Origin of the sequence: Brasilonema sennae CENA114, assembly GCF_006968745.1 — a bacterium.
GTDB classification, from domain to species: Bacteria; Cyanobacteriota; Cyanobacteriia; order Cyanobacteriales; family Nostocaceae; genus Brasilonema; species Brasilonema sennae.
In genome coordinates this window covers 5,591,706-5,616,319 of sequence record NZ_CP030118.1, presented here as the reverse complement: position 1 = coordinate 5,616,319, position 24,614 = coordinate 5,591,706, and the positions used below count along the sequence as shown (strand labels likewise).

Below are 24,614 nucleotides of genomic sequence, written 5' to 3'. Positions count from 1 at the left end.
TTACGCCAGATGCCTAGGTCGGGAAACCCTCATCAAGCACTGGTCTCACCGCAACGCACTGGCTCTCCTTATTAAGGAGAGGGAAATATTGTGGCTACGTTGAAAACGAGGGTGAGATTTTGAGTGATATCATGTCCGGATAAACACTTATAAAAACGAGGAACCTCACCCGCCTCCGGTACCCTCACGCCAGGTGCTACAACGGGGCGGCACGTTATGTTCCCCCGCTTCCCCCCAAAAGCTGCCTTGGGAACCCCCCTTCGGGTATGCGCAAAGCGCACGCCTTACGGCGTAAGCGCAAGCGCACGCTAAGAGCGAACGCGCAGCGTGCGCTTTGCGCTTACGCCAGATGCCTAGGTCGGGAAACCCTCATCAAGCACTGGTCTCACCGCAACGCACTGGCTCTCCTTATTAAGGAGAGGGAAATATTGTGGCTACGTTGAAAACGAGGGTGAGATTTTGAGTGATATCATGTCCGGATAAACACTTATAAAAACGAGGAACCTCACCCGCCTCCGGTACCCTCACGCCAAGTGCTACAACGGGGCGGCACGTTATGTTCCCCCGCTTCCCCCCAAAAGCTGCCTTGGGAACCCCCCTTCGGGTATGCGCAAAGCGCACGCCTTACGGCGTAAGCGCAAGCGCACGCTAAGAGCGAACGCGCAGCGTGCGCTTTGCGCTTACGCCAGATGCCTAGGTCGGGAAACCCTCATCAAGCACTGGTCTCACCGCAACGCACTGGCTCTCCTTATTAAGGAGAGGGAAATATTGTGGCTACGTTGAAAACGAGGGTGAGATTTTGAGTGATATCATGTCCGGATAAACACTTATAAAAACGAGGAACCTCACCCGCCTCCGGTACCCTCACGCCAGATGCTACAACGGGGCGGCACGTTATGTTCCCCCGCTTCCCCCCAAAAGCTGCCTTGGGAACCCCCCTTCGGGTATGCGCAAAGCGCACGCCTTACGGCGTAAGCGCAAGCGCACGCTAAGAGCGAACGCGCAGCGTGCGCTTTGCGCTTACGCCAGATGCCTAGGTCGGGAAACCCTCATCAAGCACTGGTCTCACCAAATAAAACCGGATTCCTATAGTAAGCATGTAACTAAGTTTACTCATTTAATGAATAAATTCTATAGACTTATTGAAACTTCTTTTCTATTAGTTATTCACCTTAGTAATTGGTTTAACAAAACAGCACTGAAAGTTTATCTGAACTTCAAGAATAAAAAATCTAAGTTTCGTTATGAAAGAGCTAAAGTTTTGTTAAGATGCAAATGCTAGTCTCCTATGAACGAAAAATGCCAATCACGGTGTGAAGAAAGAAATAGGTACTAGCACTCTATAAGTTCGGGAGACAAAACAATGACTAGTTATATTTTTTTCGATGAAGCCCTTCAAATGCTCGTAAACGCCTTCTTGGGTTCGGTACTCCTACTTATGGTCTTTTCTGGCTTAGGTTTGGCATTTATCGAAACTATGGAAAAAACAGGTATTCGCCTAGACACCAGACGACTTCACTAAGAGTCGTCTTTCTGTAGAGGCTATCAGCACAGGGGCTTTGGTAAGGTAAGGTTGGGTTGATAAGAAGTCAAAAATTTATTATTTGTCGAAAACCATTAAGTTTGAGTGTTCGCTAGCAAGAAATCTTGGGAACACTGAAACATATAGAAGTCTCACAGCGTCGCACAATGACTTCCCAAGTACGAGTAAGTGTATCGCGATCAAGACGCTAGCAATGGAGTAAACTGTAATGGGTCTATTCGACAAAATGTTTGGTGGAGAAAGCCAAGTTCAAGAAGCACTGAGTCAACCGGAAGCAATCGCAGCAATTGCTTTGGCTGCTACAGCCTCAGATGGAAACCTCTCTGATGAGCAGGCACGTGGTATTTTATCAGTGCTGTCGGGTATGAAGCTTTTCAGATATTATTCCAACGATGAAATAAACAGGATGTTTGAGAAACTCCTGAATATTCTCAAGTGGGAAGGCATAAATGCTTTGTTTCATTCAGCCAAAGAATCTTTACCATACGACTTGCGAGAAACAGCTTTTGCGATCGCCACCGATTTGGTTTTAGCCGATGGAGTTTCTCCTCAAGAAGAGCTTGAGTTTTTAAACGATTTGTCTCAAGATTTGGGAATCTCTGGTTATATCGCTATACAGATTGTGCAAGTGATGTTGGTCAAAAATCGGGGATAGCTCACCCCGCCCCAAAGCCCAACGGTAAAGCCAATTGCCTGCTTTGGGAAATCCTCAAAGCAGCACGTTTAGCATTTGAACTCTCCTGGCTTTGAAAAAACCAGGATTCTAGACTGTTGTTACGCTTAACGCTTAACAGGAAACACGAAACAGGGTTGAAAATCTCGTGATGCCCGTATTTTCTCATTAGTTCATGTCCTAATCTACCTGGCAACGGCTATACCTTTTCAATGTTTTAAAGTTGTTTTGATTCTAAATTTAATAAAAACATATAAAAATTTTACATTTCTTAACTTTATATTGTCAGCAAATTTGGATGAGGAGGGAAGGAGGGTTCCCTACACCCAGCCTACGGCACTCAGCGCCCCGTAGGGGTAAAGCAGCCGACGACATGGCACGATCAACCGCTAACGCCGGGGGGAGTATCCCCCCGGCAGACTTTGGCGCTCTTGCAACACACCCTTACCCCCGCACCCGTTGCGGCATTAACTGGGCTGTCTTGTTGAATTTCAACGAGAAATTTTGGAATCCAAAAGCTCTAAGTGTTATGCTGTAAGGCATTTGATTTGCATACTACTAGTACAACAAAGGCGGAAATAAAGCTACGATTCAAAATTAGCGAAAAGCTTATAATGTAAGCTTTTTGAATTTTGTTAGCGCAGCGGGACGCAGTCCATTTCTGCTGCTTGCGAATTCCAAAGCAGCGGTACTAGGTGGCTAGACAACCTGCTAGCACCGATTTTCTTGGCGACTTCACTCTGAATTTTGGATTTTGAATTGCTTATGCCTTTCTCTGCCACCATTAGCCAACTGATTGAAGTTCTTTGTGCCAAAGCAGCAAACTTATCTGAAGCTGCTTTGGCAAATTTCAGCAGTGGAATCGAAACAGATTCCCGTATACTCAGCAGGGGTGAAGTATTCGTGGCTTTACGCGGTGAAAAGTTTGATGGACACGATTTTGTGCCAATGGCAATAGAAAAAGGTGCAATGGCTGCGATCGTTGATTTTGAATACGAGAATTCTAAATTTCCCGTCTTACAAGTCAAAGACACGCTCGAAGCATATCAAAAAATTGGTAGGTGGTGGCGTGAACAGTTTTCTATTCCAGTGATTGGGGTTACGGGTTCTGTGGGTAAAACCACAACCAAGGAACTCATTGCTGCTACTTTATCAACACAAGGAACAGTCCTCAAGACTTATGGAAATTACAATAACGAAATTGGTGTGCCAAAAACACTGTTGCAATTGAGCGCAGAACATGATTTCGCCGTTATTGAAATGGCGATGCGGGGAAAGGGGCAAATTGCTGAACTGACAGAAATCGCGCGTCCGACTATTGGTGTCATTACTAATGTGGGAACTGCGCACATTGAGTTACTGGGTTCAGAGGAGGCTATTGCTCAGGCAAAATGTGAGTTACTGGCTCAAATGCCCAAAGATGGTGTGGCAATCCTCAATTATGATAATCCGCTATTGATGGAAACAGCAGCGAGAGTTTGGCAAGGAGAAGTTTTGACTTATGGCTTTTCTGGTGGCGATATTCATGGCAATTTAATTGATAGTGACACCTTGGAAGTGACAGGAATGCAATTGCCTTTACCATTGCCAGGACGGCACAACGCAAGTAACTTTTTGGCAGCTTTAGCGGTGGCAAAGGTGCTGGGTATTGATTGGTCGTGTTTGAAATCGGGTGTGAGGGTAGATATGCCGGGGGGGCGATCGCAACGTTTTACTTTACTCAATGATGTGGTAATCTTAGATGAGACTTATAATGCTGCACCAGAAGCTATGCAAGCGGCGTTACATTTATTAGCAGAGACACCAGGAAAACGACGGATTGCTGTCTTGGGTGCAATGAAGGAATTGGGAGAGCGATCGCACCAGTTACATCAGCAAGTAGGAGAAACGGTGCGAAAATTAAATTTAGATGCTTTATTAGTATTGGTGGATGGAGAAGATGCTTTAGCCATAGCCAAGAGTGCCGAAGGTATTTCTCAGATGTGTTTTACAACTCATGCAGATTTAGTTGCCTCTTTAAAGACTTTTGTACAAGAAGGTGATAGGATTCTTTTTAAGGCAGCGCATTCAGTGGGACTAGATAAAGTGGTAAATCAGTTCCGTACAGAATTTGCTAAAGAAATTTTGTAGTTCTTAGCTGATGACTAATTGCGAATTGTGAATCGTGCGATTAGCAAATAGCGATTAACAAATAATAATTACTTAAGTGATGAACATTAATCTACCGCTAGAAACACAACGTCTTATTCTCAGGGATTTGACAAAATCAGATTGGGAAGGAATTCATAACTACGCCTGTGATCCAGAAGTTGTTCACTATCTGCCGTTTGGTCCTAATAGTGAAGAAGATACCAAGTTATTTTTGCAAACACAAATTAAATTACAACGCCAACAACCCCGTCGGCATTTTACTTTAGCAATTACTTTAAAAGATGACAAACAATTCATTGGTACCTGTCGCCTTTCCATAACAAATCCAGACAAGCTAGAAGGTTCAATTGGATATAGCTTAGATAAGCAATATTGGGGGCAAGGATATGCAACCGAAGCTGCAGGAAAAGTCTTACACTTTGGTTTCCAGCAACTCAATATGCATCGGATTTTTGCAACGTCTAACCCGAAAAATACTCTCTCAATGCGAATTTTGGTAAAAATCGGGATGCGACAGGAGGGGTATTTGCGAGAGTATGAATGGGTTAAGGGTGAGTGGCAAGATTCGTTGCTGTATGCGATCGTTGATCGTGAATGGATACAGATGCAGATTCGCAATTTCAACTGAAGTTTTAAGAGGGAAAAGGGAGCAGCCAAGCACCCGAGCACCCGAGCGCTTGGCTGCACCCCTGCTGCCTTAATGATATAGCTATAGCCAACTCTATTAGGACGTAGGGAACAGGGAACACTTGGTCGGTCGTTCGACAAAGCTCAGGGCGGCGCAGTGCATCGCGCTTAACGCTTAACAGGGAATAGGAAATGCTTAACTTGTCAAGAAGTTTGAAAGTCTCGTAATGTCCATATTTTTTCATGAGTTCATGTCCTAATCTACCTGGCAACGGCTATAACTATTGATTTTTTCATATCATCTCCCAATGTAGGTGCCGATCGTTTGGGGTGAGTTTTGTTTTATAGCTTTAATGACGGTTTTGTGGAAGTGTTATTTCCATTCGATTACTTTCCAAGCGCAAGTGGGGATATACACGGTTACGTTCTCAGGTAACGAGTGTAACAGGTTTCCATTCGATTACGTTCCCCTGCGAGTGGAGACCAGGCGATCGCGCAGAGTTCTACCATCTGCTTGCAGTTTCCATTCGATTACTTTCCCCAGTAAGTGAGGACTTTCTGCTTTCCTTCCCTGCCGCTGAGCAATCTGTTGGTTGAGAATTTCCAGCGCTTTGACGTATTGCAAATCGTCTTGAGTCCCAATCTTGTTACTAGCACGGACGAAGAGTTCTTGCTGCTGCTCATCGGTGAGTTCCACATCCACATCAGGTCCGATGCCCGCGCGGTTAATATCGCGACCGCTGGGGGTGAGATACTTCGCTATGGTGACAATCAAACCAGAGCCATCGCTCAAGTCGAGCGGCGACTGCACCAGCCCTTTACCAAAGGTTTTGCTGCCCACCAACACCGCTCGTTCGTTGTCTTGCAGGGCACCGGAGAGAATTTCACTGGCACTGGCAGACTCTCCATTCACTAGGACGACCAGAGGTTTGTCGGTGATTGCGGTTCCGTTGGCGCTATCTTGCTCAGACACGCCTTGGCGATCGACCGTAGACACAATCAACCCGTCCTGAAGCCACATGCGAGCAATCTCAATGCTGGAATCGAGCAACCCGCCAGAGTTATCCCGCAAATCCAGCACATAGCCGACTACGCCCTGCGATTCTAAATTGTCTATTGCTGATCGCATTTCATCAGCGGCTTTAGCATTGAACTCAGTCAACCGAATATAGCCGACAGCACCGCCAGGTCCTTGTTCAACAAAGAAGCGGACTGGGTTAATTTCAATACGGCGGCGTTGCAGCGTATAGTCTTGCTCTTGCCCGTTGCGCCGAATCGTTAAGGTGACTGATGAACCCACAAGTCCCCGAATCAGGTTCACCGCCCCATTCCTATCCAAGCCCTCCGTGCTCCACCAACCTTACTCAAGAGCAATGGGAATTAATTGAACCATTAATTCCAATCTCGCACATTCTGACTTGCTTGAATTTGCGCGATACGCATCATTGCGTCTGCCCAAAGGCGATCGCACTCAAGCTGCGATCCTAGCTAATACCTTTCTCTCTTATCTAGAGAATCCATCGCGAACTATATACAGACAATTGAATAAAAACCCGCGCTTAGCGGGCTAACACACAACAAAACTATGAATTAGAACAAAAAATCTTGACTTAACTAAAGTACTTCATTTCAGCTTCCAGTTGGCGAACCAAACTGTCGTCGCCTTTGGCTCTAGCTACTTCTAGGCGATGTTGTAAGCTTCTGATGATATTCAGTTGATGTGTTTTCCGTGCCTTTTTTACGACTTCCACTCTGTTCTTAATCATTTAATCGTTTACCTATTGTGTTTCTATAAATATCACCTTTCCCTAACATAACAAATTTTTCGTAGCTTATGTTACAGACAAAATAAATTTAATATATATTAATCAACCAGAAATATATTGCATCCAGATGCATCCTCATCTCATGATCACTATGCTCAGCGATTTTGGCGATCGCGATATTTATGTCGGCGTGATGAAGGGAGTTATTTCCCAAATCAACCCAGAACTGAGAGTGATAGACTTGACGCACCAAATACCGCCGCAAAACATTGCAGCGGCTAGGTTTTGCCTGATGAATGCTTACCCTTACTTTCCGGATGGGACAGTGCATTTAGCAGTCGTCGATCCGGGTGTAGGAGGAAGGCGACGAGCGATCGCAGTAGAATTTGCCAAAGGGTATCTAGTCGGACCAGATAATGGTATCTTTAGCGGATTATTGAGTCAAAGTCCGGCAATGCTCCAGCGGGGAGACTCACTCAGGGCAATCACAGTTGTAGAATTAACAAACCCTGATTACTGGAGAACTGCTGAACCCTCCAGGACTTTTCACGGGAGGGATATCTTTGCACCAGTTGCTGCACACCTTGCCTGCGGAGTCCCCTTGACAGAACTGGGGAATCTCATTGATTCCGCAGCTTTGGTACAACTGGACATAGCAGAATGTATTTTAACAGAAACTGGTATTGTAGGTTCGATTCAATATATTGACCACTTTGGTAACTTAGTCACCAACATTCCAGGGAGTTACATCCAAGGCAAAACTTGGTGTGTGAAAGCAGCTGGGTTAACGATCAGAGGATGTGAAACTTATAGTGATGTCAAAGTTGGGGATGCGATTGCACTGGTTGAAAGTCACGGCTGGGTAGAAATTGCTATCAATAGCGGTAACGCACAATCACAGTTGCACCTCAAGTTTGGAGATACAGTAGAAGTGGCTTTTGAAAGCTAGCAGTTTTTTGTGGTTTGAGTCGAGAGGAGCTATTATGCTCCGTCCCTCTCAGTTAGATCCGGACGTGCCCGTTTCCGTGCATCCGGCTCCCGATGTTCTAAGGTTTCCCCTTGCTCATGTGGATGTAGTTGTGACAACTTTGATGTATGGCTAGAAGATTGTTTGCTTTCCAGTTCTGGTGGTTACCATCTACATGATGTAGGTGGATTGTTTCACCTGGTAGCATCTTCATGCCGCAGTGACCACATGCATGGTTTTGCCGTTTTAAGGCTTTAGAGGTTTCGCCATCGTAGAGCTTGCTGTTACGCTCGCTCCAGTACTGGATGTCTCCGTCGTACGGTGATTTGTTACCTTTGACCATGACATATTTTCTTTCGGAGCAAGAAACTGCTGGGAATGCTTTGTTAGTCAGCGTTGCGCATGACCATCTGTCATTCTTTGTTTCTTTGTTGAATACCTTGAATGCTTTGCGTCTGGTGAACCATAGTGAGAACCGTGCTCCATCCATTTTGCAGAAGCGGTGGTAATTCCTCCATCCTCTAACCAAGGGGGCTAATTTCTCAGCTTTTACCTCGGAACCATAATTAGAGCAGTTGACGATAGTTTTTACTTTTTGACGGAATTTCTTGAAGTTCTCCAGCGAGGGAGTGCTTCTTACTTTCCCGTTGTTCTGTACCTTGAAGTGCCAGCCTAAAAAGTCGAAACCATCTGTCGATGCGGTTATCTTGGTTTTCTTCTCACTGATTTTCATTCCTCTTTCTGCTAGGAATTGGCTTATCTTTTCAAGTATTTCTTTTGCATTATCTTTGGGTTTAAGAAAAATTACCATGTCGTCAGCGTAGCGGACGGTTGGTTCTATTATCTTGTTAGGAGATGTCCTATCGGTTATCTTTGACCCTTGGTTGTGATACCTGTGGACACTTTCTATTCCATTGAGTGCAATATTAGCTAGTAGGGGACTTACCACACCACCTTGGGGGGTTCCTTGTTCTGGAAAGTTGGGATGTATTCCGGCTTTTAGGCATCGAAAGATACCAATTTTCATCCCTTTTGGTGCTATCAAGTTATCCATGATAGTTGTGTGGCTTATCCGGTCGAAGCATTTTTCGATATCGAGTTCTATTACTCGCTTTTCTATTCCATTTGCGTAGGAGTTTAGGCTGTTGAGGACTTGTCTCTGTGCATCATGTGCTGAGCGTCCTGTTCTGAATCCATAGCTCCGTGCATGGAATGTTGCTTCATGTGCTGGTTCTAGAGCAAACTTTGCAAGGCATTGCCATGCTCTGTCTGTGATAGTGGGGACTTTTAAAGTCCGGAATGTTCCGTCCTTTTTAGGTATCGGGATTTCCCGTAATCTGTTATGATGCCAATTAGAGTAATTGAGCTTGAGGTGTTCCTCAAGTGCAAGGCGTTCTTCAAAGTTGAGGGACGCTTTGCCATCAATACCCGCAGTCCTCTTACCAGCATTAAGCTGAGTTACTTGACGTATAGCCAATAGCCGTGCAGCTTTGGATTTCAGAATCAGTTTCTGAAGTGACCGCGCTTTCCGCATGTCTCCTGCTTTAACTGCTTTGAACACTCTAACTTGTAGGCGGAATAAATTGCGCCGGAATTTCTTCCAGGGTAATTTGCTCCAAGATTCACTAGTATTGCTACTGTGTCTAATCATGCTCTGACTCCTAAGAATGTTTTCTGAACACCTTACAGCAATTACGCCGTATCCTACCCGTGTTAGGAGGTTTACACCTCTCGTCTGGTTTACCTGAGTTTTCGACCTTTCTCAAGACTCCTAACCCGTTTTTCTTCGTTCCCTAGATTAGATTGTTTTGTGTATTTTAGGTGTAACCACTTCAACCGTTAGAACCCCTTGTTCTTGTCGCTTGCTGGACTAACATCGACGGGGTTTTGTCTCTAACGAAGTCAGGGGTTTTTATGTTATGCCCTGCTTTACTTTGGGTTGCTTTTTTAGGTTCTGTCTCACCTTGTACACTCCCTGTTAGCGCCAGTGTCAGCCCATAACTGCCGTCTGATTGCGCCCTGCTTCCAGCTTCACTCTGCAAAATTCCGAGTTTGCTCGGTGTGGACAGGTAAGGAGTCACTCCTGAACTTGGAGGATAGGGCTTTCACCTACATCTTTTGTCTAGAGTTCAGTCAAAAATGATTGACTGGATATCTTATTTTGCGGATTTTAACCGTGATTCAGATATCAACGAATCGCACAGCCCAGAAGCAAGCGTCAGATGAAAATTTCTCAAACCTCAGCCAAGATAACACACCAGAAAAGATTCTTATTATAGAAATTGTAGGTAAAAAATTTTTGGTTATTACGACCAACTCATTCAAATCCTAAATCTAAAATTGCTATGATTCAGCAAACAGTATCTGCACCAGAAATTTATCAAGGTCAGTTTGGCGAATTTACGATAACTGAGGGCGATCGCACAGGCGTAATCATCTACCGCGCGGGGTTAATGGTAGCTGCGGTGAGTTTTGCCATAGGCAGCGCTTTGGTTTTGCTAAACAATAACCCAGATTTTCAACTACTAACCCTTTTGTATGCCTGTTTCAGTGTTGGTCTTGGTGTCAGTTTACTAACGATTCACATATACATGGCATTTCTGCACCGAGTTTTACAAGTTTTTTGGGTTATTGGCAGTGTCACTGCAGTCATACTGGCATTATCTAACAGTGAACCTTTAGCCATAACCATTTACACTCAACCACTCACCTTGCTGGGAGTAGGCTTTATCTTTGCAGCCTTAACAGGGATTTACTTCAAAGAAGCATTTTGCTTTAATCGTTTTGAAACCAAGATACTGACACCCATGATTCCATTGCTGTTGCTGGGACATATGTTTGGTATTTTGCCAATACAGGCAGAAAAGGTCATACTCGGACTGTGGGCAATTTTGTTTTTGGTGTTTGCCTTACGTAAGGCAGTACAAGCAATTCCTCCGGATATTGGAGATAAATCTGTGTTTGAATATCTGAAAGCAAATCGTTCAGATAAGGTGTAATGCCTGCAAAAGTTCCTTACAAAAACCAAAAATTCCCCAAAATTCGTTTACTCAAACGGCGACAAACGTGGACGCTTACCCTTCAAGGATGGGTGAGTGTGTTCGCAACTGGCGCTCTTTTTTTGATTTTCACGATAACTCACATACATTCATTTCTGGCAGTCACTTCTCCCATCAAAGCAGACGCACTAGTTGTGGAAGGATGGATAACAGACGAAGCACTTCTACAAGCGTTTAGCGAATTTTCCAACAATTCCTATCGGCAAATTTTTACAACAGGAATTCCGGTGGAAAGAGGGTTTTATCTCGCTGAATACAAGAATTATGCAGAAATTGCTGCAGCCACTCTCAAAAAACTGGGCGTGCCAAAAGAAAAACTAGTCGTTGTTCCTACACCTCACGTTATTAAGGATCGTACTCATGCATCTGCTGTGGCATTTCGTCAGAAGCTCTTAAATTCAAATGACCAGTTAGAATCAGTTAATCTGTTTACGAATGACGCCCATGCTCGTAGAAGCTGGTTGATATACAAACAAGTCCTTGCTCCCATCAAAGTAGGTGTGATTGCTGCGAATCCATCAGATTACGATCCAAAGAAATGGTGGGTTTCAAGCGAAGGTGTGCGAACAGTCATTTCTGAAATTATCGCTTTTATTTATGCGCTATTTGTAAATTGGAAAGTTTGAAAAAAACGTAATTTTACGATCACTTTCTTTAAAGCTAGGAGACGAGAACAGTTTAGAGGTTATATCATGTCCGGATGAACACTTATAAAAAACGAAGAACCTCACCCCCATCCCCTCACGCCAGGTGCTACAACGGGGCGGCAGCTTTTCGGGGGAAACTTCCCCCGAAAACGTGCCTTGGGAACCCCCCGCAGTCGCCACAACGGTCAAAGCTCGCCGCTTGGGTTGCTTCCCCCGGCAGACTTTGGGGGAACCCCAACGCCAGATACCTACGGAGGGAAACCCTCCTGCAGTACTGGCTCCCTCCGGGTTCACCAGTCGCCTACGGCGGGAAACCCGCCTGCAGCGCTGGATTCACCGCAAGGCGCTGCTCTCCGCAACGCACTGGCTCTCCTTGCTAAGGAGAGGGGTGCCCGATAGCGTAGCGTGCCGTTAGGCATAGGGCGGGGTGAGGTTTTTTATTGTAAGTAATTAACCGAACTTGATATTATAAGTTTTTCCTATTCCCTGTCTCCAATTTTCTATCCTTTACTGAGAGCGATTGCTTATTCGGTTCCAAGCTTTGACTATGAGCCGTAAATCTTTGGGTAGGCTATTTTGAGAAATGTCGTTGTATTTAACCGTACCATCGCGGCTAGTCAGAGTGTATGTGATGTAATCAGCAGCGCCGTTGGGTGCTGGATAACTTATGTTTCGGAATTCATCGCTTTGCCGTTCAAGCAATTGCTGAAACCTTTCTACAAGTTCATGAGGAATGCGGCGAATGCGACGCTCAGAATCATTTGTATCACCAATCCGAACACGAATCAGACGTCCGTCCTCGAGCAAAACAGTTTCGTATGTTCTGCCAGCAAAGCCACCACTGGAGATTTGTCGAAAAATCACACTGCTATCTAAAGGTGGTGGTAACTCACTTCTGGGGATGGAAATTGGCTTGAGCGATGTATTATTATCATCAGCAACTGGGCTAGCCTTTTCATCAAGAAAAACAGCACCTGATTCGCCAACACGATAAACCAAGCGTTGTTGTCCATCACTGACAGTGACCTCCCAACCTGGTACTATAACTGCAGCACATACAGTTGACGGATCTGCTAGACCCAAACAACTATCGGGCCATTGTCTTTGTTTGACTTCAACTATCCGTACTTGCGAAATCGGTGCTCCTAAACGCTTAGAGGCTCGTACCAAAACTCTCTCAGCAATGTCTCTGGGTAAGTTGACATTAGGTGTTTCACCATACTGCTGTGAAAGTTGAATTCGAGAACCGCGCTCATCAGTGAAAAACACCCAACGATTTAGCCCAGCAGCTACTGTAACTTGCCAACCAGAAATGGCGTTGTCACAAGGATAAGCATTATTCTGAAGCTCGCACCCATTCCATCGAGTTGGTTGAGATGCAACAATCGAGAGCGAACTTGCAGGTAAACTCGACTCTTCAGTTGCCCGACGCAACACAGCATCTCTAACTATTGCTGGTAACTTGCCTTCACTGAAGTTGCTTTCGTTTTTATTAAACCTGATTTTGGAACCTGTTGCATTAGTATGATAAACCAAGGTTTGGTTAGTTGCTTTGACAACGACCCGCCAACCCTTTTCTAAAGCCTGAGTACAAGCTTCATCTGACCTTGGTAAGTTCAAACAGCCATTGTTCCAAGTCTGCTGTTGAGCTTGAATGATAGTAAATTCAGACGTTGGTAAATTCAAGCGTTGGGATGCGGCTTGCAAAACAGCATCCTCTATATAATTTGGAAAGTTTTGTGCCACACTTGTCAGAATATACGGATTTGCTAAGCGAATAGAACGCCCATTGCTATCGGTATGATAAATCCATGTTTGATTACCATTCGAGAGGACAACTCGCCAACCAGGAACTAATGCTTGAGTGCAAAGTTCGTCTGGATTCGGTAAATCCATGCATCCGTTACGCCAAGTCCGTTGAGTGTAGTCAATAATTTCTAGTTTTTTAGTCGCAGTTGGTTCTCGGTTAGATAAATCTTGTAGTATCGCAGAAGCAACTGTACGCGGTAAGTTATTAGTTTTAATATTTTCTTTTAGGACTTGGTTTGCCGTATCTGCAAAATAGTTTGCGGGGGCAGCAGTCGCACTTTTTATAGCCCATAAACTGCAACCAACAGACAAAATCCCAGATAAAACTAACGCTGTGAAAAATTGTGCTTGTTTCGTAGTACTATAATTTTTGAGAGTGTTTTTCATAGAAGTAAGATAAAGTTAAGTATAGTGAAGATAATAAATTTAACGTCTGTATATTAGTCAATAGATATTAGTATGCGTCAACAGACAGAAACTAATAACTATAAACTCTATCCAGAACAAATGAGTTTATTATCCCTCATAATAAGAAGGATTTGGGATAATTAAAGCGCCTCTGTTTCGAGACAGATGTGAAGACAGACGCGACTATTATTGTCTGTTGTTCCTTTGTTTTTATACTAGATTTAGGTCAGGTGAAAATACCTCACCCTACTGAGTGACCTGATTGGGTGATTTAGAGGGAGAAAAACTCAGAATGATTACTGATTGACATCCTCCCCAAGAAAGCAACTTGTCTCTTGGTGACGATTCGGGCAGGCTCACGCGCAAGAGTTCGCTGCTGATTCGGTTGTGAGCTTCGATGTTGAGTATATGTTAGCACATATAATCGACCAGACGGCAGAAACTATAAATCTTGAAAAAAGATAAACAATATATGTTACTAGTATCGCTAAGCGGGCATGCTATGTACAAGCAACATAGCAACTTTTGCCCATTGCTCTAAGTCACTTTTGATAGTTTTCTCATACAAAATCTAATTTTTTTTACAAGTAGATGATGAAAAAATTGGTGAAGTGGTGCCACAGGCTTCTATCGCAGGAATCTCTGGCAATTAAGAAACAGTCATTTTTCGTACTTTTGGTAAGTTTAAGTATGGTAGGTGCAATTCTGCTTTCGTTTCCTTTATATGCTCAAAATACTCCTTTGCGTCCGCAGACATCTGAGTTACGCGGGGTGTGGTTAACGAATATAGATAGTAATGTGCTGTTTGCGCGTGATCGCCTGCAAAACTCTTTACAAACCCTGAAAAACTTAAACTTTAACACTGTATATCCTACTGTTTGGAACTGGGGTTGGACACTGTACCCGAGCAAAGTGGCACAAAAAGTTACTGGGCGATCGCTTGATCCAGCCCCCGGACTGCAAGGTCGAGATATACTCAAGGAAATTGTCACACTCGGGCATCAAAAAAACCTAACAGTCATTCCCTGGTTCGAGTTTGGCTTTATGGCACCCGCTGACTCACAACTCGCCAAAAATCGTCCGCAATGGCTGACCAGCCGCCGTGACGGTAGTAAAATTTGGAAAGAAGGTGCTGAGAACCGGGTTTGGCTAAATCCCTTTCACCCTGAAGTTCAACAATTTATACAAGATTTAGTTGTCGAAATCGTTAAAAACTACGACATTGATGGTATTCAGTTTGATGACCATTTCGGCTTGCCGTATGACTTGGGATACGACGCCTACACAGTCGCATTGTACAAAAAAGAACATCGCGGTAAAGCTCCTTCAACAAATTCTCAAGACGCTGAATGGGTACGGTGGAGAGCTAATAAAATAACTGACTACATGAAACGGGTATTCCAGGCAATCAAAGCAACTAAGAAAAATTGTCTTGTCTCTGTATCGCCTAATCCTCAGGAATTTTCCTACAAATCCTTTTTAGCAGACTGGCAAACGTGGGAACGACTCGGACTTATTGAAGAACTGATTATACAAATATACCGTGATGACTTAAATGTCTTTGTTCAAGAACTTGAGCGCCCAGAAGTGAAAGCAGCACAAAGTCATATACCAGTAAGCATAGGTATTATGACTGGGTTAAAAGCCAAACCCGTATCCATGCAACAAATACAAACACAAATACAAAAAGTGCGAGAACGCAACTTTGCTGGAGTCTCGTTCTTTTTCTACGAAACCCTATGGAATATGACTGGTGAAACACCACAACAACGTCAAGCTAGTTTCCAGAAAATTTTCCCAACATCAGTTGCTTATCCAAGTCTGCTGGCTGGTTGGAAACCTTAACAATTGACACTCCCCATGCCTAAAGGCAAGGGGATTCTTGCGTCACGGGGATTCCAATGAATTTACCCGAAGCCGCGCATCTTGACCGTATGCCCTACGGCTGCAAGTCCGCGTATTGCGACTATTTGAGCGGCTGCAACGTCTCTATCGGTTGTATAGCCGCAATGTGAACAAACATGAGGAGCCACTGCGTTGCGGTGAATCCAGCGCTGCCAAGAGTTGTGCCTTGCGGAGCCAGTACTTGATGAGTGTTTCCCGACAGAGGTATCTGGCGTCGGGTTAAGCGCGTTGTGGAGCCAGCCCCGTGCGGGGGTTCCCCCCGAGCCAGGGGACTGGCGTGCAACTAGCCCCGATAGGCGTAGCCGTGCCGCAGGCATAGGGGGCGCTACGCAAACCCAGAGGGTTTCCCGACAGAGGCGACTGGTGAACCCGAAGGGAGCCAGTACTTGATGAGTGTTTCCCGACAGAGGTATCTGGTGAGACCAGCGCTGCAGGAGGGTCTCCCGACCTAGGCGACTGCGTTCGCGTAGCGTGCGCTTTGCGCTTACCCGAAGGGCGTTGGGGTTCCCAAGGCACGTTTTCGGGGGAAGCTTCCCCCGAAAAGCTGCCGCCCCGTTGAAGCAAGTGGCGTTACGCTCTGACAATTCTTTTTTAGCTGTCTCGGTTCCGCAGTTTGGGCAAATCTGACTTGTTTTTCGTGCATCTACTTTCTGAAAATAGACATCGCGTTTGAAACAAGTTTGTTCAAGAATGTTGAAGAACTGACCAAATCCGGCATCTAGGCAATGTTTACCTAAAATTCCACGAGATAACCCGACAAGGTTTTAATCTTCAACAAATACCATTCCCGCATCGTTACAGAAGCAATTCTAATAATCGTCAGGATGGTTTTTAGGACAGGGAATAAATTCCCCTGCCCCTACACCCCCATAGCTAGAAGCTAGAGGCACTGCGGCGAATAATTTCGGTAGAAAAGTGGGGAGAAAAAGTAAAGGTGGGTTTGAAAACCCACCCCTACTTCAAAATTCAAAAAAGAGCTAATAGTTCGTCACAGCAGATATTTTTGCCTTGATTTACTGGCTTTGCCGCTTTTGTTCACGCATTTGCTTCCATTGTTGCTGCTGTTCTGGAGTCAGCAGGGCTTGCATCTGAGTTTTGGTATTTTGCCTAATTTCTTTCATTTTCGCTTTTTGGTCAGCGGTCAAATTCAAGTTTGGCTTTTTACGTTGTTGCCTAGCCTGCTCCTTTTGAGTCCGTTGCTCTGGAGTGAGCAGCGCATCAATTTGTTTTTTACTAGATTCCCGAATTTCTTTCATTTTCGCCTTTTGGGCATCAGTCAGGTTCAACTTCGCTTGCCATGCCTCTGCACGGCTGCCTGGAGCTGCAACGCCAGCATGAGTAAAAATTACTGGGGAGGTAGCGAACATGACCATGATAGCTGCGGGCAAAAGCAAAGCTTTCATCTTCATAACAAAAGTCGAAATTTCTTGTAGGTTTAGGTGGCCAACAAGGGATCCGCTTGTTGTATTATCTTAGACTGGGCAAAAATGAGAATGGTTCAATGAAACCGAAGAAAACTTTTAGGAGTTTCTTTTATAGTTTTGTATTCATCACTACAGTTTTCCCCGAATGAAAGTGTGATGAACAACACTACATTTTAACCGCCAATTCCCAGACGCCCTGCTAAACCCGGAGTGAGTGGAAGCAGAGTAGCAACCATCAAAAACAAAGCCAAAAGACCCAAAGCAGCTCGTGCATCATCGGGTTCGCTAATTTCATTCAAGCTGGGACGTTCTAAATCTCGTTGTAAAAACACAATCACAATTGCCCAGTACAAAGCTAAAGGAGTACCCAGAGATACTAACACCAGCACAATTAGAGTTGCTACTGTTGCTCGTCCTGCAATTTTTCGTCCATAAATCGCTTGGACAATACGACCACCATCTAGTTGACCTGCTGGCATTAAATTTAAAGCAGTAACGACCAACCCTAACCAACCAATGACGACAAGTGGATGTATATCGACCAAAGGTGACTGTAATGCCGAACCAAGAATAACTCGCGCCAAAGTTCCCACCAGAATTGAACCAGAGAAAAACTCATTTGGCAATTGAAATAGACTACCTTTGTGAGAAAGTAGCAATCCAGCCACCAACATTAATAAAGATACAATTCCTCCAACAGCTGGTCCTGCTAGGGAAATATCGAATAGTACCTTGCGGTTAGGTAGTAAAGATTCAAAACGAGTAATAGCACCGAACGAACCAATTTGTATCGCGGGAAGAAAGTAAGGCCAACTGAGGCGGATCTGATGACGACGGGCGAGCAACCAATGACCGATTTCGTGAGCTATCAAAACTGTTAAAATTCCAGCACCGATGGGTATAACTTCTCGGAAACGTTCTGGGTTGGAAAAGAAATCAAAATTCAGGAGTAGCCCTGCAGTTTCCAAACTTGTAGCAATTGTTCCCACCAGCAAGATAACAGCAAAAACTTTCTGCGGTAATGTCATCGGACGGGGGTCATTGCGACTGGGAAGCACAATGATTACAGGTTTGCCATCTGTATTTTCCACTATAAATAGACGATATTTATCACCTAAACGTTCTTGCAAACTCGCGCTTAGAGTGTTATGAACCGCTTCTGGCTCTCCTCGCAGGTTTCCTTTAAAGATAGCCCCTTCCTGGTAAGCAATGGTTTCTGTGGTAAAAAAGGTATCAAGGCCGAAAATACCTTTAATCATGTTCAAGTCTTCTTCAGGAATTGATAAGACTTCAGGTTTTAACTGTGCAGTTCCTTCCGGAAGATTGGAATTATTTGTAGGACTACCTTGCTGCTGGACCTCAGCTTCAAGCCTTTGGGTTGCCCGTTGCCTGAGTATTGCATCCTGTCCGGCTGCTCGCAGCTGTCTTCCTAAAAAGACGTACACTCCGGTGGATACGACCAACAAGAACAATATGCCTACTATATTGACGTAAATTCCAGCTGCAAACAAACCAAAAAACAGCAACCAAGGAATCATCAATATCACCGACTGTAACCACGCTAGAATTCCCAGCTTGCCATAAGGTCTGGCGCGATAAAAGCCCCAACCTAAAATTCCGAAAGCGACCAGCACAACAGTGGCGACAATAGGTGTTTCTGAAGAAGTCAACATCTTTTAACCTTTTTAAACTTTTGCTTTTGAAACCAAGCCTGAGTAAGTCAGTTGTTCGCCGATATTAAACGGATATTAATAATTTATAACGAGGCTGTCGCTGATTAAAGATTGATGTGGCGAATTAGCGTGATATTGAGTCAGGCTTAATTATAGCGGTTCTGATTTGAATCACATACATCACCACGAATAATGTGAAAGTGCATGCACTTTCACTACAGATAGTGTGTATTACACCCAACACCACCAAGCACTACAGTCATATAAGTAAATTGCGCGCCTCCGTCAGAGGAGACACGCAATACCATTATGTTCAAGTGGACTTGACATTCAAAAAGTATTATGCAGTCTGGGACAAACTTGCTTGATTCGTGAAACTAAGTTTTTCGGTGTTATCCTAAATTAATTTATTTCCGTATTAGTTCCCAATAGGTGGAGCAAGAGCTACACGCGGAGTTCCACCACCACCGACGCTATTTGAGCTATTGTTATCAACAATGTGAAGTGCTTGGAATAGCTTCATAAAGTCTTCATAAAATGAACCATTAGATCCCTCGAAATTGTAACCAAAGGTGTTGCGAAACTCTTGTGTGACTCCGTCCTCTACTGCAAAGTAGTGAGCATCCCAGCCTGCGTCGTCAACAACGTAAGCACCATAATCTTGCAAGGCATGAAATAACTTTTTAGCAGCAGGTGTTTCCAAGTTGAGATTTTGTTCGGTTACGTATGCAGGAACTGCCAGTAGTGTCCCCTGTACCAGAGAGGAGTTTTTACCGTGGTATTGGTTAGCTGCATTGGCATCTGCTCTATCTGCAGGCCAGCGATGCCCGGGATTAGACTTAGAGTAGTAGAGGTATTTTTCGCCCCAAATGACAACTTTTAAGGCATGACGAATTGGTTGATCGCTAGTTAATTCACCTTTGCGAATAGAACCACCAATCGACGAAAGACCAGAACCAAAATGTGCTCCACCTATTCCATCACTGTAAATATCAACATTTGGAAAACGCCAACCGTAGATGTCGCCTCCTTTTTTACAGCGAGCAAGAGGTTCAAGCTGTATGAGAGTTTTTCCATCAGGCATCAAGAAGGCTGATGCGTTGTTGGGGGTGTGATATGGGTTATTCGTGGCGTCTGGAACGATAAGGTCGTCTGGAATCGGCAGCCAGGTGTTCATAGATGTGGTGCCTTTACAGCGTCCTTCACCCCAAGCACCAGGAGCATAAACTTGACGCCACGGATCACTATCCTTGAGTTTGAAGAAATATTCTTTATCTGCTGCAGCATAGCCAGCTTTTCCAATATTTGCGGGAATATAATTTGCACTCGAACCAATTGGCATATTCCAAGGTGATGTGGATGCAAATGGCCAAAGAAATTTGTCACGTGTAGAGGTTTGACCAGGACTAGGGGTTGCAAAACAGTTAATAAGTAGAGCGGCAATGACACTAGCGACAAATGCAACTGTGTAAGACATCCGCTTACGCCTTGTCAAAGGTTGAGTAATGCTCATCAAAAAGCCACTCCTCAATTATTTTCCGTAATAATGCTATTTCTTGGCATGGTTAATCAGATAATGTGCTTGCCAATTATGCCCGTAATATCGTACATAAAGTCGTTCACATTTTTACAAACTTGTCTTTTTTTAAAGAAAAACTTACAAGAATATAAAGTTTTGATTTGGAAGTCATTTATTCTTCCTTTTATTTGCGATACATGGCATCATCATTCTAGTTTTCCATTTTAAAGCATTATATTATACTTCTCATGGCTAAGAAGAGTTTTCCGGATAAAGACGATAATCTTTTTAAATCAGCTTGAAGTGATGTTGTTATATAAAATTTTATACTTAATAAATAATGTATAAATAAATAACTTCAAAAATAAATACTGAAATATACTATCTAACCCTCAGATCATATAAGTATATATACTTTTATGTACTAATATAAAATAAAAGATAAAAAGTAACGTTAAGTAAAGACTAGCGATCAGAACAAGGGACAACAAAGCAAATGCATACCAAAATTTGTATGCCTTGTGAAGGTATCCTTGTTTGGCTTTAGACAGTAAAACCTTTTTCAGTTTAAGAGGAAGATAAGGGAGTGAACTGGCAAACCCTTACACAACAAAATCATCGACGCTACGATCCAATGGCGATCGCCCGCTACTACCGCTACCGTCCTTGGCTAGCTTGGATGCGGGCGATAAAGATTATCTGGTTTTTTGCAGTATTTATTCTTAGTCTCAAGTGGGATCAATGGCGAAATCAAGAGGAGCAAAACAAGTTCAAACGAGCGACTCAATTGCGGCTGTTGCTAACCCGCCTTGGTCCGACGTTCATTAAAGTTGGTCAAGCCCTCTCAACACGACCAGACTTGATACGTAAAGATTATCTAGAAGAACTCATCAAGCTACAAGATCAGTTGCCAGCTTTTGATAGTGGACTCGCGTATAAAATTATTGAAACCGAACTAGAACGTCCAATTAGCGAAATTTTTAGTTCGTTGTCCTCATATCCCGTGGCTGCAGCTAGTTTGGGTCAAGTTTATCGTGGTCGTTTGATGAGCGGCGAAGAAGTGGCGGTGAAAGTACAGCGCCCCAACTTGCGCCCAACTCTTACACTTGACCTTTATCTGATGCGATGGGCGGCTAGTTGGTTAGCTCCTTGGTTACCCTTAAACCTCGGTCATGACTTGGCAATGATTGTGGACGAGTTTGGCACCAAGTTATTTGAGGAGATAGATTACATCAACGAAGCCCGCAACGCGGAGAAATTTGCTAATAACTTTCACAACGACCCCCAGGTTAAAATACCGGCGATATATTGGCGTTACACCAATGTCCATGTTTTAACCTTAGAGTGGATTAACGGCTTCAAACTGACCGAAACAAACAAAATCCGCGCAGCAGGTTTAGATCCAGAGTTAGTCATCCAAGTTGGCGTGACTTCTGGTTTACAACAACTCCTAGAGCATGGCTTCTTCCATGCTGATCCACATCCAGGTAATTTATTTGCCATGCCCGATGGTCGTATGGCTTACATAGACTTCGGGATGATGGATCAGTTAAATGAAACCACAAAAGAAACTCTGGTAGATGCGCTCGTACACGTAGTTAATAAAGAATTCGACGAATTAGCCCAAGACTTTGTGAAGCTAGGTTTTCTCAGTCCAGACACGGATATTCGTCCGGTTGTACCAGCATTGGAAACAGTTCTGGATAATGCTATTGGCAAAAATGTAGGGGATTTTAACATCAAAACCATTACTGATGAGTTCTCGGAACTGATGTATGAATATCCTTTCCGAATCCCTGCACAGTTTGCTTTGATCATTCGTTCTGTGGTAACGCAGGAAGGAATTGCCCTCAGCCTCAACCCGAATTTCAAACTTGTTGAAGTAGCATACCCATACGTTGCAAGGCGCTTGTTGACAGGCGAATCTCCACAACTGCGGCGACGTTTGCTGAATGTGCTTTTTAAAGATGGTAAATTCCAGTGGTCTCGGTTAGAGAATTTGATTGCGATTGCCCGCAGTGATACTAACTTTGACGTATTACCTACGGCTCAATTGGGATTGCAATATTTACTTTCTGATGAAAGCAAGTTTCTGAGGCGACAGTTAGCGCTTGCTCTTACAGAAGATGATCGTCTTCATACAGAAGAAGTCCAACGCTTATGGAATTTGGTCAAAGATGACTTAAAACCAACTCGCTTATTCAACGTCGCGATTGGAGTTTTGACAGAATTTTCCCGAGAGGGAGTAGCTGCTATTCTACCGAAAGCCTTAAAAGAATGACGAATTATGAGTGAAAAATTATGAATAAATATTATTATTCATAATTCCAAACTCATAATTCCGTACTCAACATCTACAGGAGTTTTCATGTACTATATTTCTCAACATCCACCCTATTTTCTATTCGTTGTTGGATTATTTGCAGCATTAGTTTGTGACCTCGCGTTATGGGGAACGCTGAAAGTTATTGTTCATAAATGGCAAGACGATGGTGCAGAAACTTCTGGTTCTCGTCTACCGATTAGACATTTATCTATACCATTTATAGGAATTACTGTTGGTCTTGGTGTATTTCTCTGTTGCGGTTTTGAAATATTTGGCTTTCCGCCCTTAATTGCCTATGGAATTGGTATACCAGTTGCTCTTATAACTGCCTTGCTGATTTGGTTACAGTTGGGAAGTATGCTAACTTTTGTAGAACGCCAAGGAATACAAGCTCTAGATTTAGATTCTTAGCAGGAAAATCACTCGTTAACAAATCAGGGTACCTGATATCTTGCACCTCCGGCTGAGTACGCCCAGAACTGAAGTTCGTGGCTCATAAACCAAGTCCGTTAAAACGGAACGGCACATGCTTTAAGTCGGGAAACTCTAGCCGAGCAGTGCCTCCTGAAAAACTTACTCAGCCCGTTTTAACGGACTTAGACTTTGAGCCAAGAAATAAATTTCTTGGCGGACGAAAAGTATGCTGCAAGATATCAGGTAGATATTACTTCTACCGTATTTATGTTGTTTGAAATACAGGAATCCGGTTTTTTTTGAATTTACTAGTTGAGGTAGGAACGCATTACAGCCAACGCCTAGAGCGGTTAGGCGCTCGCGCTCACCGTTGAAGCCTCAGCCGAACGGGAACATGAAACACCCGAATGCTTAACTCTGAATGCTTAACATAAACTGTACTGAGTTGGGTTCAAAAATGAATAGGAATCCTATATTAACCTTACTTTTCTACGTATCGAATACTTGATTTTCTATTAAATTTTTTTTGTAAGTAAGTGGCTTTCATTAAAAATAAAATGTAGTGCGGATCAGACAGCCCGCGAGCGAGACGCTCGCACTACTACTATCTACGAATTGATGACGCTTACCTAGTTATTTATTATTTTAACATATATACTTCACCAAAAATTATAATTTATGTCTTGTATCCTTGCTCACATAAAAACTTAAGTTAAATTATGCCTTTGATAGGAAGTCAAGGAAAACCATAAAAAGGTTTTTCTTAAGAAGAACATTGATATCGAAGGAATCAAAATTCCATGAGCCAAAAAGACAGCAAAGTACTTCAGCAATCAGGGGTCATTCCATATCGAGTCAGAGAGGGAAAAATCGAAGTTTTGCTAATTACAACTCGAAATCGTCAGGAATGGGTTGTGCCGAAAGGAGGCATTTGTAATGGAATGAGTCCACCAGAATCAGCAGCAAAAGAGGCGTGGGAAGAAGCTGGAGTTATCGGTCAAGTAGAAACTTATGAAATTGGCTGTTATAAGTATCGCAAACAGGGTAATATTTACCAAGTTAGAATGTTTTTGTTACCAGTCCAAACAATTTTAGAAGAATATCCAGAAGTCAATCAAAGAAAGCGTCAATGGCTAGATATTAGCAAAGCTATTAGGTCTGTCAGGAGCAAGTCGTTGAAAAGAATGTTTAAGACTTTAAAAAATCAGGATAAGAATTCAGAATCCAGAACCCATAATTCTGAATGAATAAAGCAATTGTTGCTATTGTAGTAATGATTACCACAAAATATCTATCGTTGAAAATCTTGAGTTGACAAGCATTATGACGACTGGCGACTGATGCTTGTATTCTTACAAATCAAGTGATTTAGTAGTTAGTATAGCTACTTTATGAAGATTATTGACTTAAGATTTGAACTTAACAATTTACAAAGTTCTACCATAAAATATTCTCTTGAAAAAAATGACCTCTTAAGCCATATAAAGAGGTCACCAATACAACTCTATCGTTTTCATCTCAGGTTCCCTCTGCTCGTACAGCTAGAAGGGACTAGAAAAAGAGTAATGGTTCTTTTTCTAAACGAGTTAAAGGATATACAAAAATTCTGAAGAAATTCTGTATGTGTGAGGCTGATTTCGCATTGTATTTAATTACAATGGACAAACTGAACGAGTCAATATGCGATTTTTAGATGCGATCTG

19 protein-coding genes and 1 pseudogene are annotated in these 24,614 nt (G+C 43.4%); 12 read left to right on the top strand and 8 right to left on the bottom strand.

The features are described 5' to 3' along the window. Positions 1–1,363: 1,363 nt before the first annotated feature. The 4 genes from DP114_RS23545 (at position 1,364) to DP114_RS23530 (ending at position 4,995) form a co-directional block, all read left to right on the top strand. Entirely contained in the window at positions 1,364–1,522 is a 159-nt protein-coding gene (locus tag DP114_RS23545; protein WP_171977269.1) for a hypothetical protein, read from the top strand. A gap of 229 nt (positions 1,523–1,751) precedes the next feature. Then, positions 1,752–2,198 (top strand): tellurite resistance TerB family protein, encoded by a 447-nt coding sequence (locus DP114_RS23540; protein ID WP_169268729.1) that lies wholly within the window; start codon positions 1,752–1,754, stop codon positions 2,196–2,198. Between the two features lie 783 nt (positions 2,199–2,981). Beyond that, positions 2,982–4,346: a UDP-N-acetylmuramoyl-tripeptide--D-alanyl-D-alanine ligase gene (locus DP114_RS23535; protein ID WP_171977268.1), complete on the top strand. Its 1,365-nt coding sequence runs from the start codon at positions 2,982–2,984 to the stop codon at positions 4,344–4,346. Between the two features lie 76 nt (positions 4,347–4,422). Next, positions 4,423–4,995: a GNAT family N-acetyltransferase gene (locus tag DP114_RS23530; protein WP_169268731.1), complete on the top strand. Its 573-nt coding sequence runs from the start codon at positions 4,423–4,425 to the stop codon at positions 4,993–4,995. A gap of 564 nt (positions 4,996–5,559) precedes the next feature. Here the strand turns inward: DP114_RS23530 and DP114_RS23525 are convergent. Next, a pseudogene (locus tag DP114_RS23525) lies at positions 5,560–6,345 on the bottom strand (S41 family peptidase); the annotation flags it as partial. A gap of 259 nt (positions 6,346–6,604) precedes the next feature. Next, positions 6,605–6,760, bottom strand: coding sequence for an arginine synthesis PII-interacting regulator PirA (pirA, locus tag DP114_RS23520; RefSeq protein WP_169268733.1), 156 nt, complete (start codon positions 6,758–6,760; stop codon positions 6,605–6,607). 142 nt (positions 6,761–6,902) lie between these two features. Here pirA and DP114_RS23515 point away from each other — a divergent pair, with 142 nt between their 5' ends. Next, positions 6,903–7,709 carry an SAM hydrolase/SAM-dependent halogenase family protein gene (locus DP114_RS23515; protein WP_171978280.1) on the top strand — a complete coding sequence of 269 codons (807 nt, stop codon included), beginning with the start codon at positions 6,903–6,905 and terminating at the stop codon, positions 7,707–7,709. Positions 7,710–7,806: 97 nt separating this feature from the next. Here DP114_RS23515 and DP114_RS23510 read toward each other — a convergent pair whose 3' ends face one another. Continuing rightward, a complete protein-coding gene (locus DP114_RS23510) occupies positions 7,807–9,378 on the bottom strand; it encodes a group II intron reverse transcriptase/maturase (RefSeq protein ID WP_169268591.1) in 1,572 nt (523 codons plus the stop codon). Between the two features lie 694 nt (positions 9,379–10,072). Between DP114_RS23510 and DP114_RS23505 the strand changes: the two genes are divergently transcribed. The 3 genes from DP114_RS23505 (at position 10,073) to DP114_RS23495 (ending at position 11,848) form a co-directional block, all read left to right on the top strand. After that, entirely contained in the window at positions 10,073–10,726 is a 654-nt protein-coding gene (locus DP114_RS23505; protein ID WP_169268977.1) for a DUF2301 domain-containing membrane protein, read from the top strand. Beyond that, positions 10,726–11,412 (top strand): YdcF family protein, encoded by a 687-nt coding sequence (locus tag DP114_RS23500; protein WP_169268978.1) that lies wholly within the window; start codon positions 10,726–10,728, stop codon positions 11,410–11,412. The genes DP114_RS23505 and DP114_RS23500 overlap by 1 nt, the downstream gene beginning before the upstream one ends. Before the next feature lie 172 nt (positions 11,413–11,584). Next, positions 11,585–11,848 (top strand): hypothetical protein, encoded by a 264-nt coding sequence (locus DP114_RS23495; RefSeq protein ID WP_172195271.1) that lies wholly within the window; start codon positions 11,585–11,587, stop codon positions 11,846–11,848. Between the two features lie 92 nt (positions 11,849–11,940). On the opposite strand, the gene DP114_RS23490 is transcribed toward DP114_RS23495, so the two are convergent. Beyond that, a complete protein-coding gene (locus tag DP114_RS23490) occupies positions 11,941–13,629 on the bottom strand; it encodes a hypothetical protein (RefSeq protein WP_171977267.1) in 1,689 nt (562 codons plus the stop codon). A gap of 612 nt (positions 13,630–14,241) precedes the next feature. Between DP114_RS23490 and DP114_RS23485 the strand changes: the two genes are divergently transcribed. Beyond that, the gene (locus tag DP114_RS23485; protein ID WP_171977266.1) at positions 14,242–15,495 is read left to right on the top strand and encodes a glycoside hydrolase family 10-like protein; all 1,254 of its coding nucleotides are present in this window, start codon (positions 14,242–14,244) and stop codon (positions 15,493–15,495) included. A gap of 62 nt (positions 15,496–15,557) precedes the next feature. On the opposite strand, the gene DP114_RS36590 is transcribed toward DP114_RS23485, so the two are convergent. From DP114_RS36590 to DP114_RS23460, 4 genes are all read right to left on the bottom strand, one after another. After that, positions 15,558–16,295 carry a transposase gene (locus DP114_RS36590; RefSeq protein ID WP_256379406.1) on the bottom strand — a complete coding sequence of 246 codons (738 nt, stop codon included), beginning with the start codon at positions 16,293–16,295 and terminating at the stop codon, positions 15,558–15,560. 273 nt (positions 16,296–16,568) lie between these two features. Beyond that, entirely contained in the window at positions 16,569–16,964 is a 396-nt protein-coding gene (locus DP114_RS23470) for a Spy/CpxP family protein refolding chaperone (protein ID WP_169267550.1), read from the bottom strand. A gap of 188 nt (positions 16,965–17,152) precedes the next feature. Then, a complete protein-coding gene (locus tag DP114_RS23465; protein ID WP_171977265.1) occupies positions 17,153–18,652 on the bottom strand; it encodes a site-2 protease family protein in 1,500 nt (499 codons plus the stop codon). A gap of 418 nt (positions 18,653–19,070) precedes the next feature. Then, complete coding sequence (locus tag DP114_RS23460; RefSeq protein WP_169267548.1) at positions 19,071–20,165, bottom strand: hypothetical protein; 1,095 nt, start codon at positions 20,163–20,165, stop codon at positions 19,071–19,073. A 640-nt stretch (positions 20,166–20,805) separates the two neighbouring features. On the opposite strand from DP114_RS23460, the gene DP114_RS23455 reads away from it, so the two are divergent. The 3 genes from DP114_RS23455 (at position 20,806) to DP114_RS23445 (ending at position 24,158) form a co-directional block, all read left to right on the top strand. Further along, positions 20,806–22,452: an ABC1 kinase family protein gene (locus DP114_RS23455; RefSeq protein WP_211178656.1), complete on the top strand. Its 1,647-nt coding sequence runs from the start codon at positions 20,806–20,808 to the stop codon at positions 22,450–22,452. Between the two features lie 87 nt (positions 22,453–22,539). After that, entirely contained in the window at positions 22,540–22,908 is a 369-nt protein-coding gene (locus tag DP114_RS23450; protein WP_169267546.1) for a hypothetical protein, read from the top strand. Positions 22,909–23,711: 803 nt separating this feature from the next. Continuing rightward, positions 23,712–24,158, top strand: a complete 447-nt coding sequence (locus tag DP114_RS23445) for an NUDIX hydrolase (protein ID WP_171977264.1) — start codon at positions 23,712–23,714, stop codon at positions 24,156–24,158. The last annotated feature ends 456 nt before the right edge of the window (positions 24,159–24,614 follow it).

Bases quoted from the DNA above. Each gene is read 5' to 3' on its own strand.
- DP114_RS23505 (WP_169268977.1), top strand. From the start codon at position 10,073: ATGATTCAGCAAACAGTATCTGCACCAGAAATTTATCAAGGTCAGTTT.
- DP114_RS23510 (WP_169268591.1), bottom strand. From the start codon at position 9,378: ATGATTAGACACAGTAGCAATACTAGTGAATCTTGGAGCAAATTACCC.
- DP114_RS23450 (WP_169267546.1), top strand. From the start codon at position 22,540: ATGTACTATATTTCTCAACATCCACCCTATTTTCTATTCGTTGTTGGA.
- DP114_RS23470 (WP_169267550.1), bottom strand. From the start codon at position 16,964: ATGAAGATGAAAGCTTTGCTTTTGCCCGCAGCTATCATGGTCATGTTC.
- DP114_RS23485 (WP_171977266.1), top strand. From the start codon at position 14,242: ATGATGAAAAAATTGGTGAAGTGGTGCCACAGGCTTCTATCGCAGGAA.
- DP114_RS23500 (WP_169268978.1), top strand. From the start codon at position 10,726: ATGCCTGCAAAAGTTCCTTACAAAAACCAAAAATTCCCCAAAATTCGT.
- DP114_RS23545 (WP_171977269.1), top strand. From the start codon at position 1,364: ATGACTAGTTATATTTTTTTCGATGAAGCCCTTCAAATGCTCGTAAAC.
- DP114_RS23535 (WP_171977268.1), top strand. From the start codon at position 2,982: ATGCCTTTCTCTGCCACCATTAGCCAACTGATTGAAGTTCTTTGTGCC.
- DP114_RS23465 (WP_171977265.1), bottom strand. From the start codon at position 18,652: ATGTTGACTTCTTCAGAAACACCTATTGTCGCCACTGTTGTGCTGGTC.
- DP114_RS23490 (WP_171977267.1), bottom strand. From the start codon at position 13,629: ATGAAAAACACTCTCAAAAATTATAGTACTACGAAACAAGCACAATTT.
- DP114_RS23445 (WP_171977264.1), top strand. From the start codon at position 23,712: ATGAGCCAAAAAGACAGCAAAGTACTTCAGCAATCAGGGGTCATTCCA.
- DP114_RS23460 (WP_169267548.1), bottom strand. From the start codon at position 20,165: ATGAGCATTACTCAACCTTTGACAAGGCGTAAGCGGATGTCTTACACA.
- pirA (WP_169268733.1), bottom strand. From the start codon at position 6,760: ATGATTAAGAACAGAGTGGAAGTCGTAAAAAAGGCACGGAAAACACAT.
- DP114_RS23455 (WP_211178656.1), top strand. From the start codon at position 20,806: ATGGCGATCGCCCGCTACTACCGCTACCGTCCTTGGCTAGCTTGGATG.
- DP114_RS23515 (WP_171978280.1), top strand. From the start codon at position 6,903: ATGATCACTATGCTCAGCGATTTTGGCGATCGCGATATTTATGTCGGC.
- DP114_RS23540 (WP_169268729.1), top strand. From the start codon at position 1,752: ATGGGTCTATTCGACAAAATGTTTGGTGGAGAAAGCCAAGTTCAAGAA.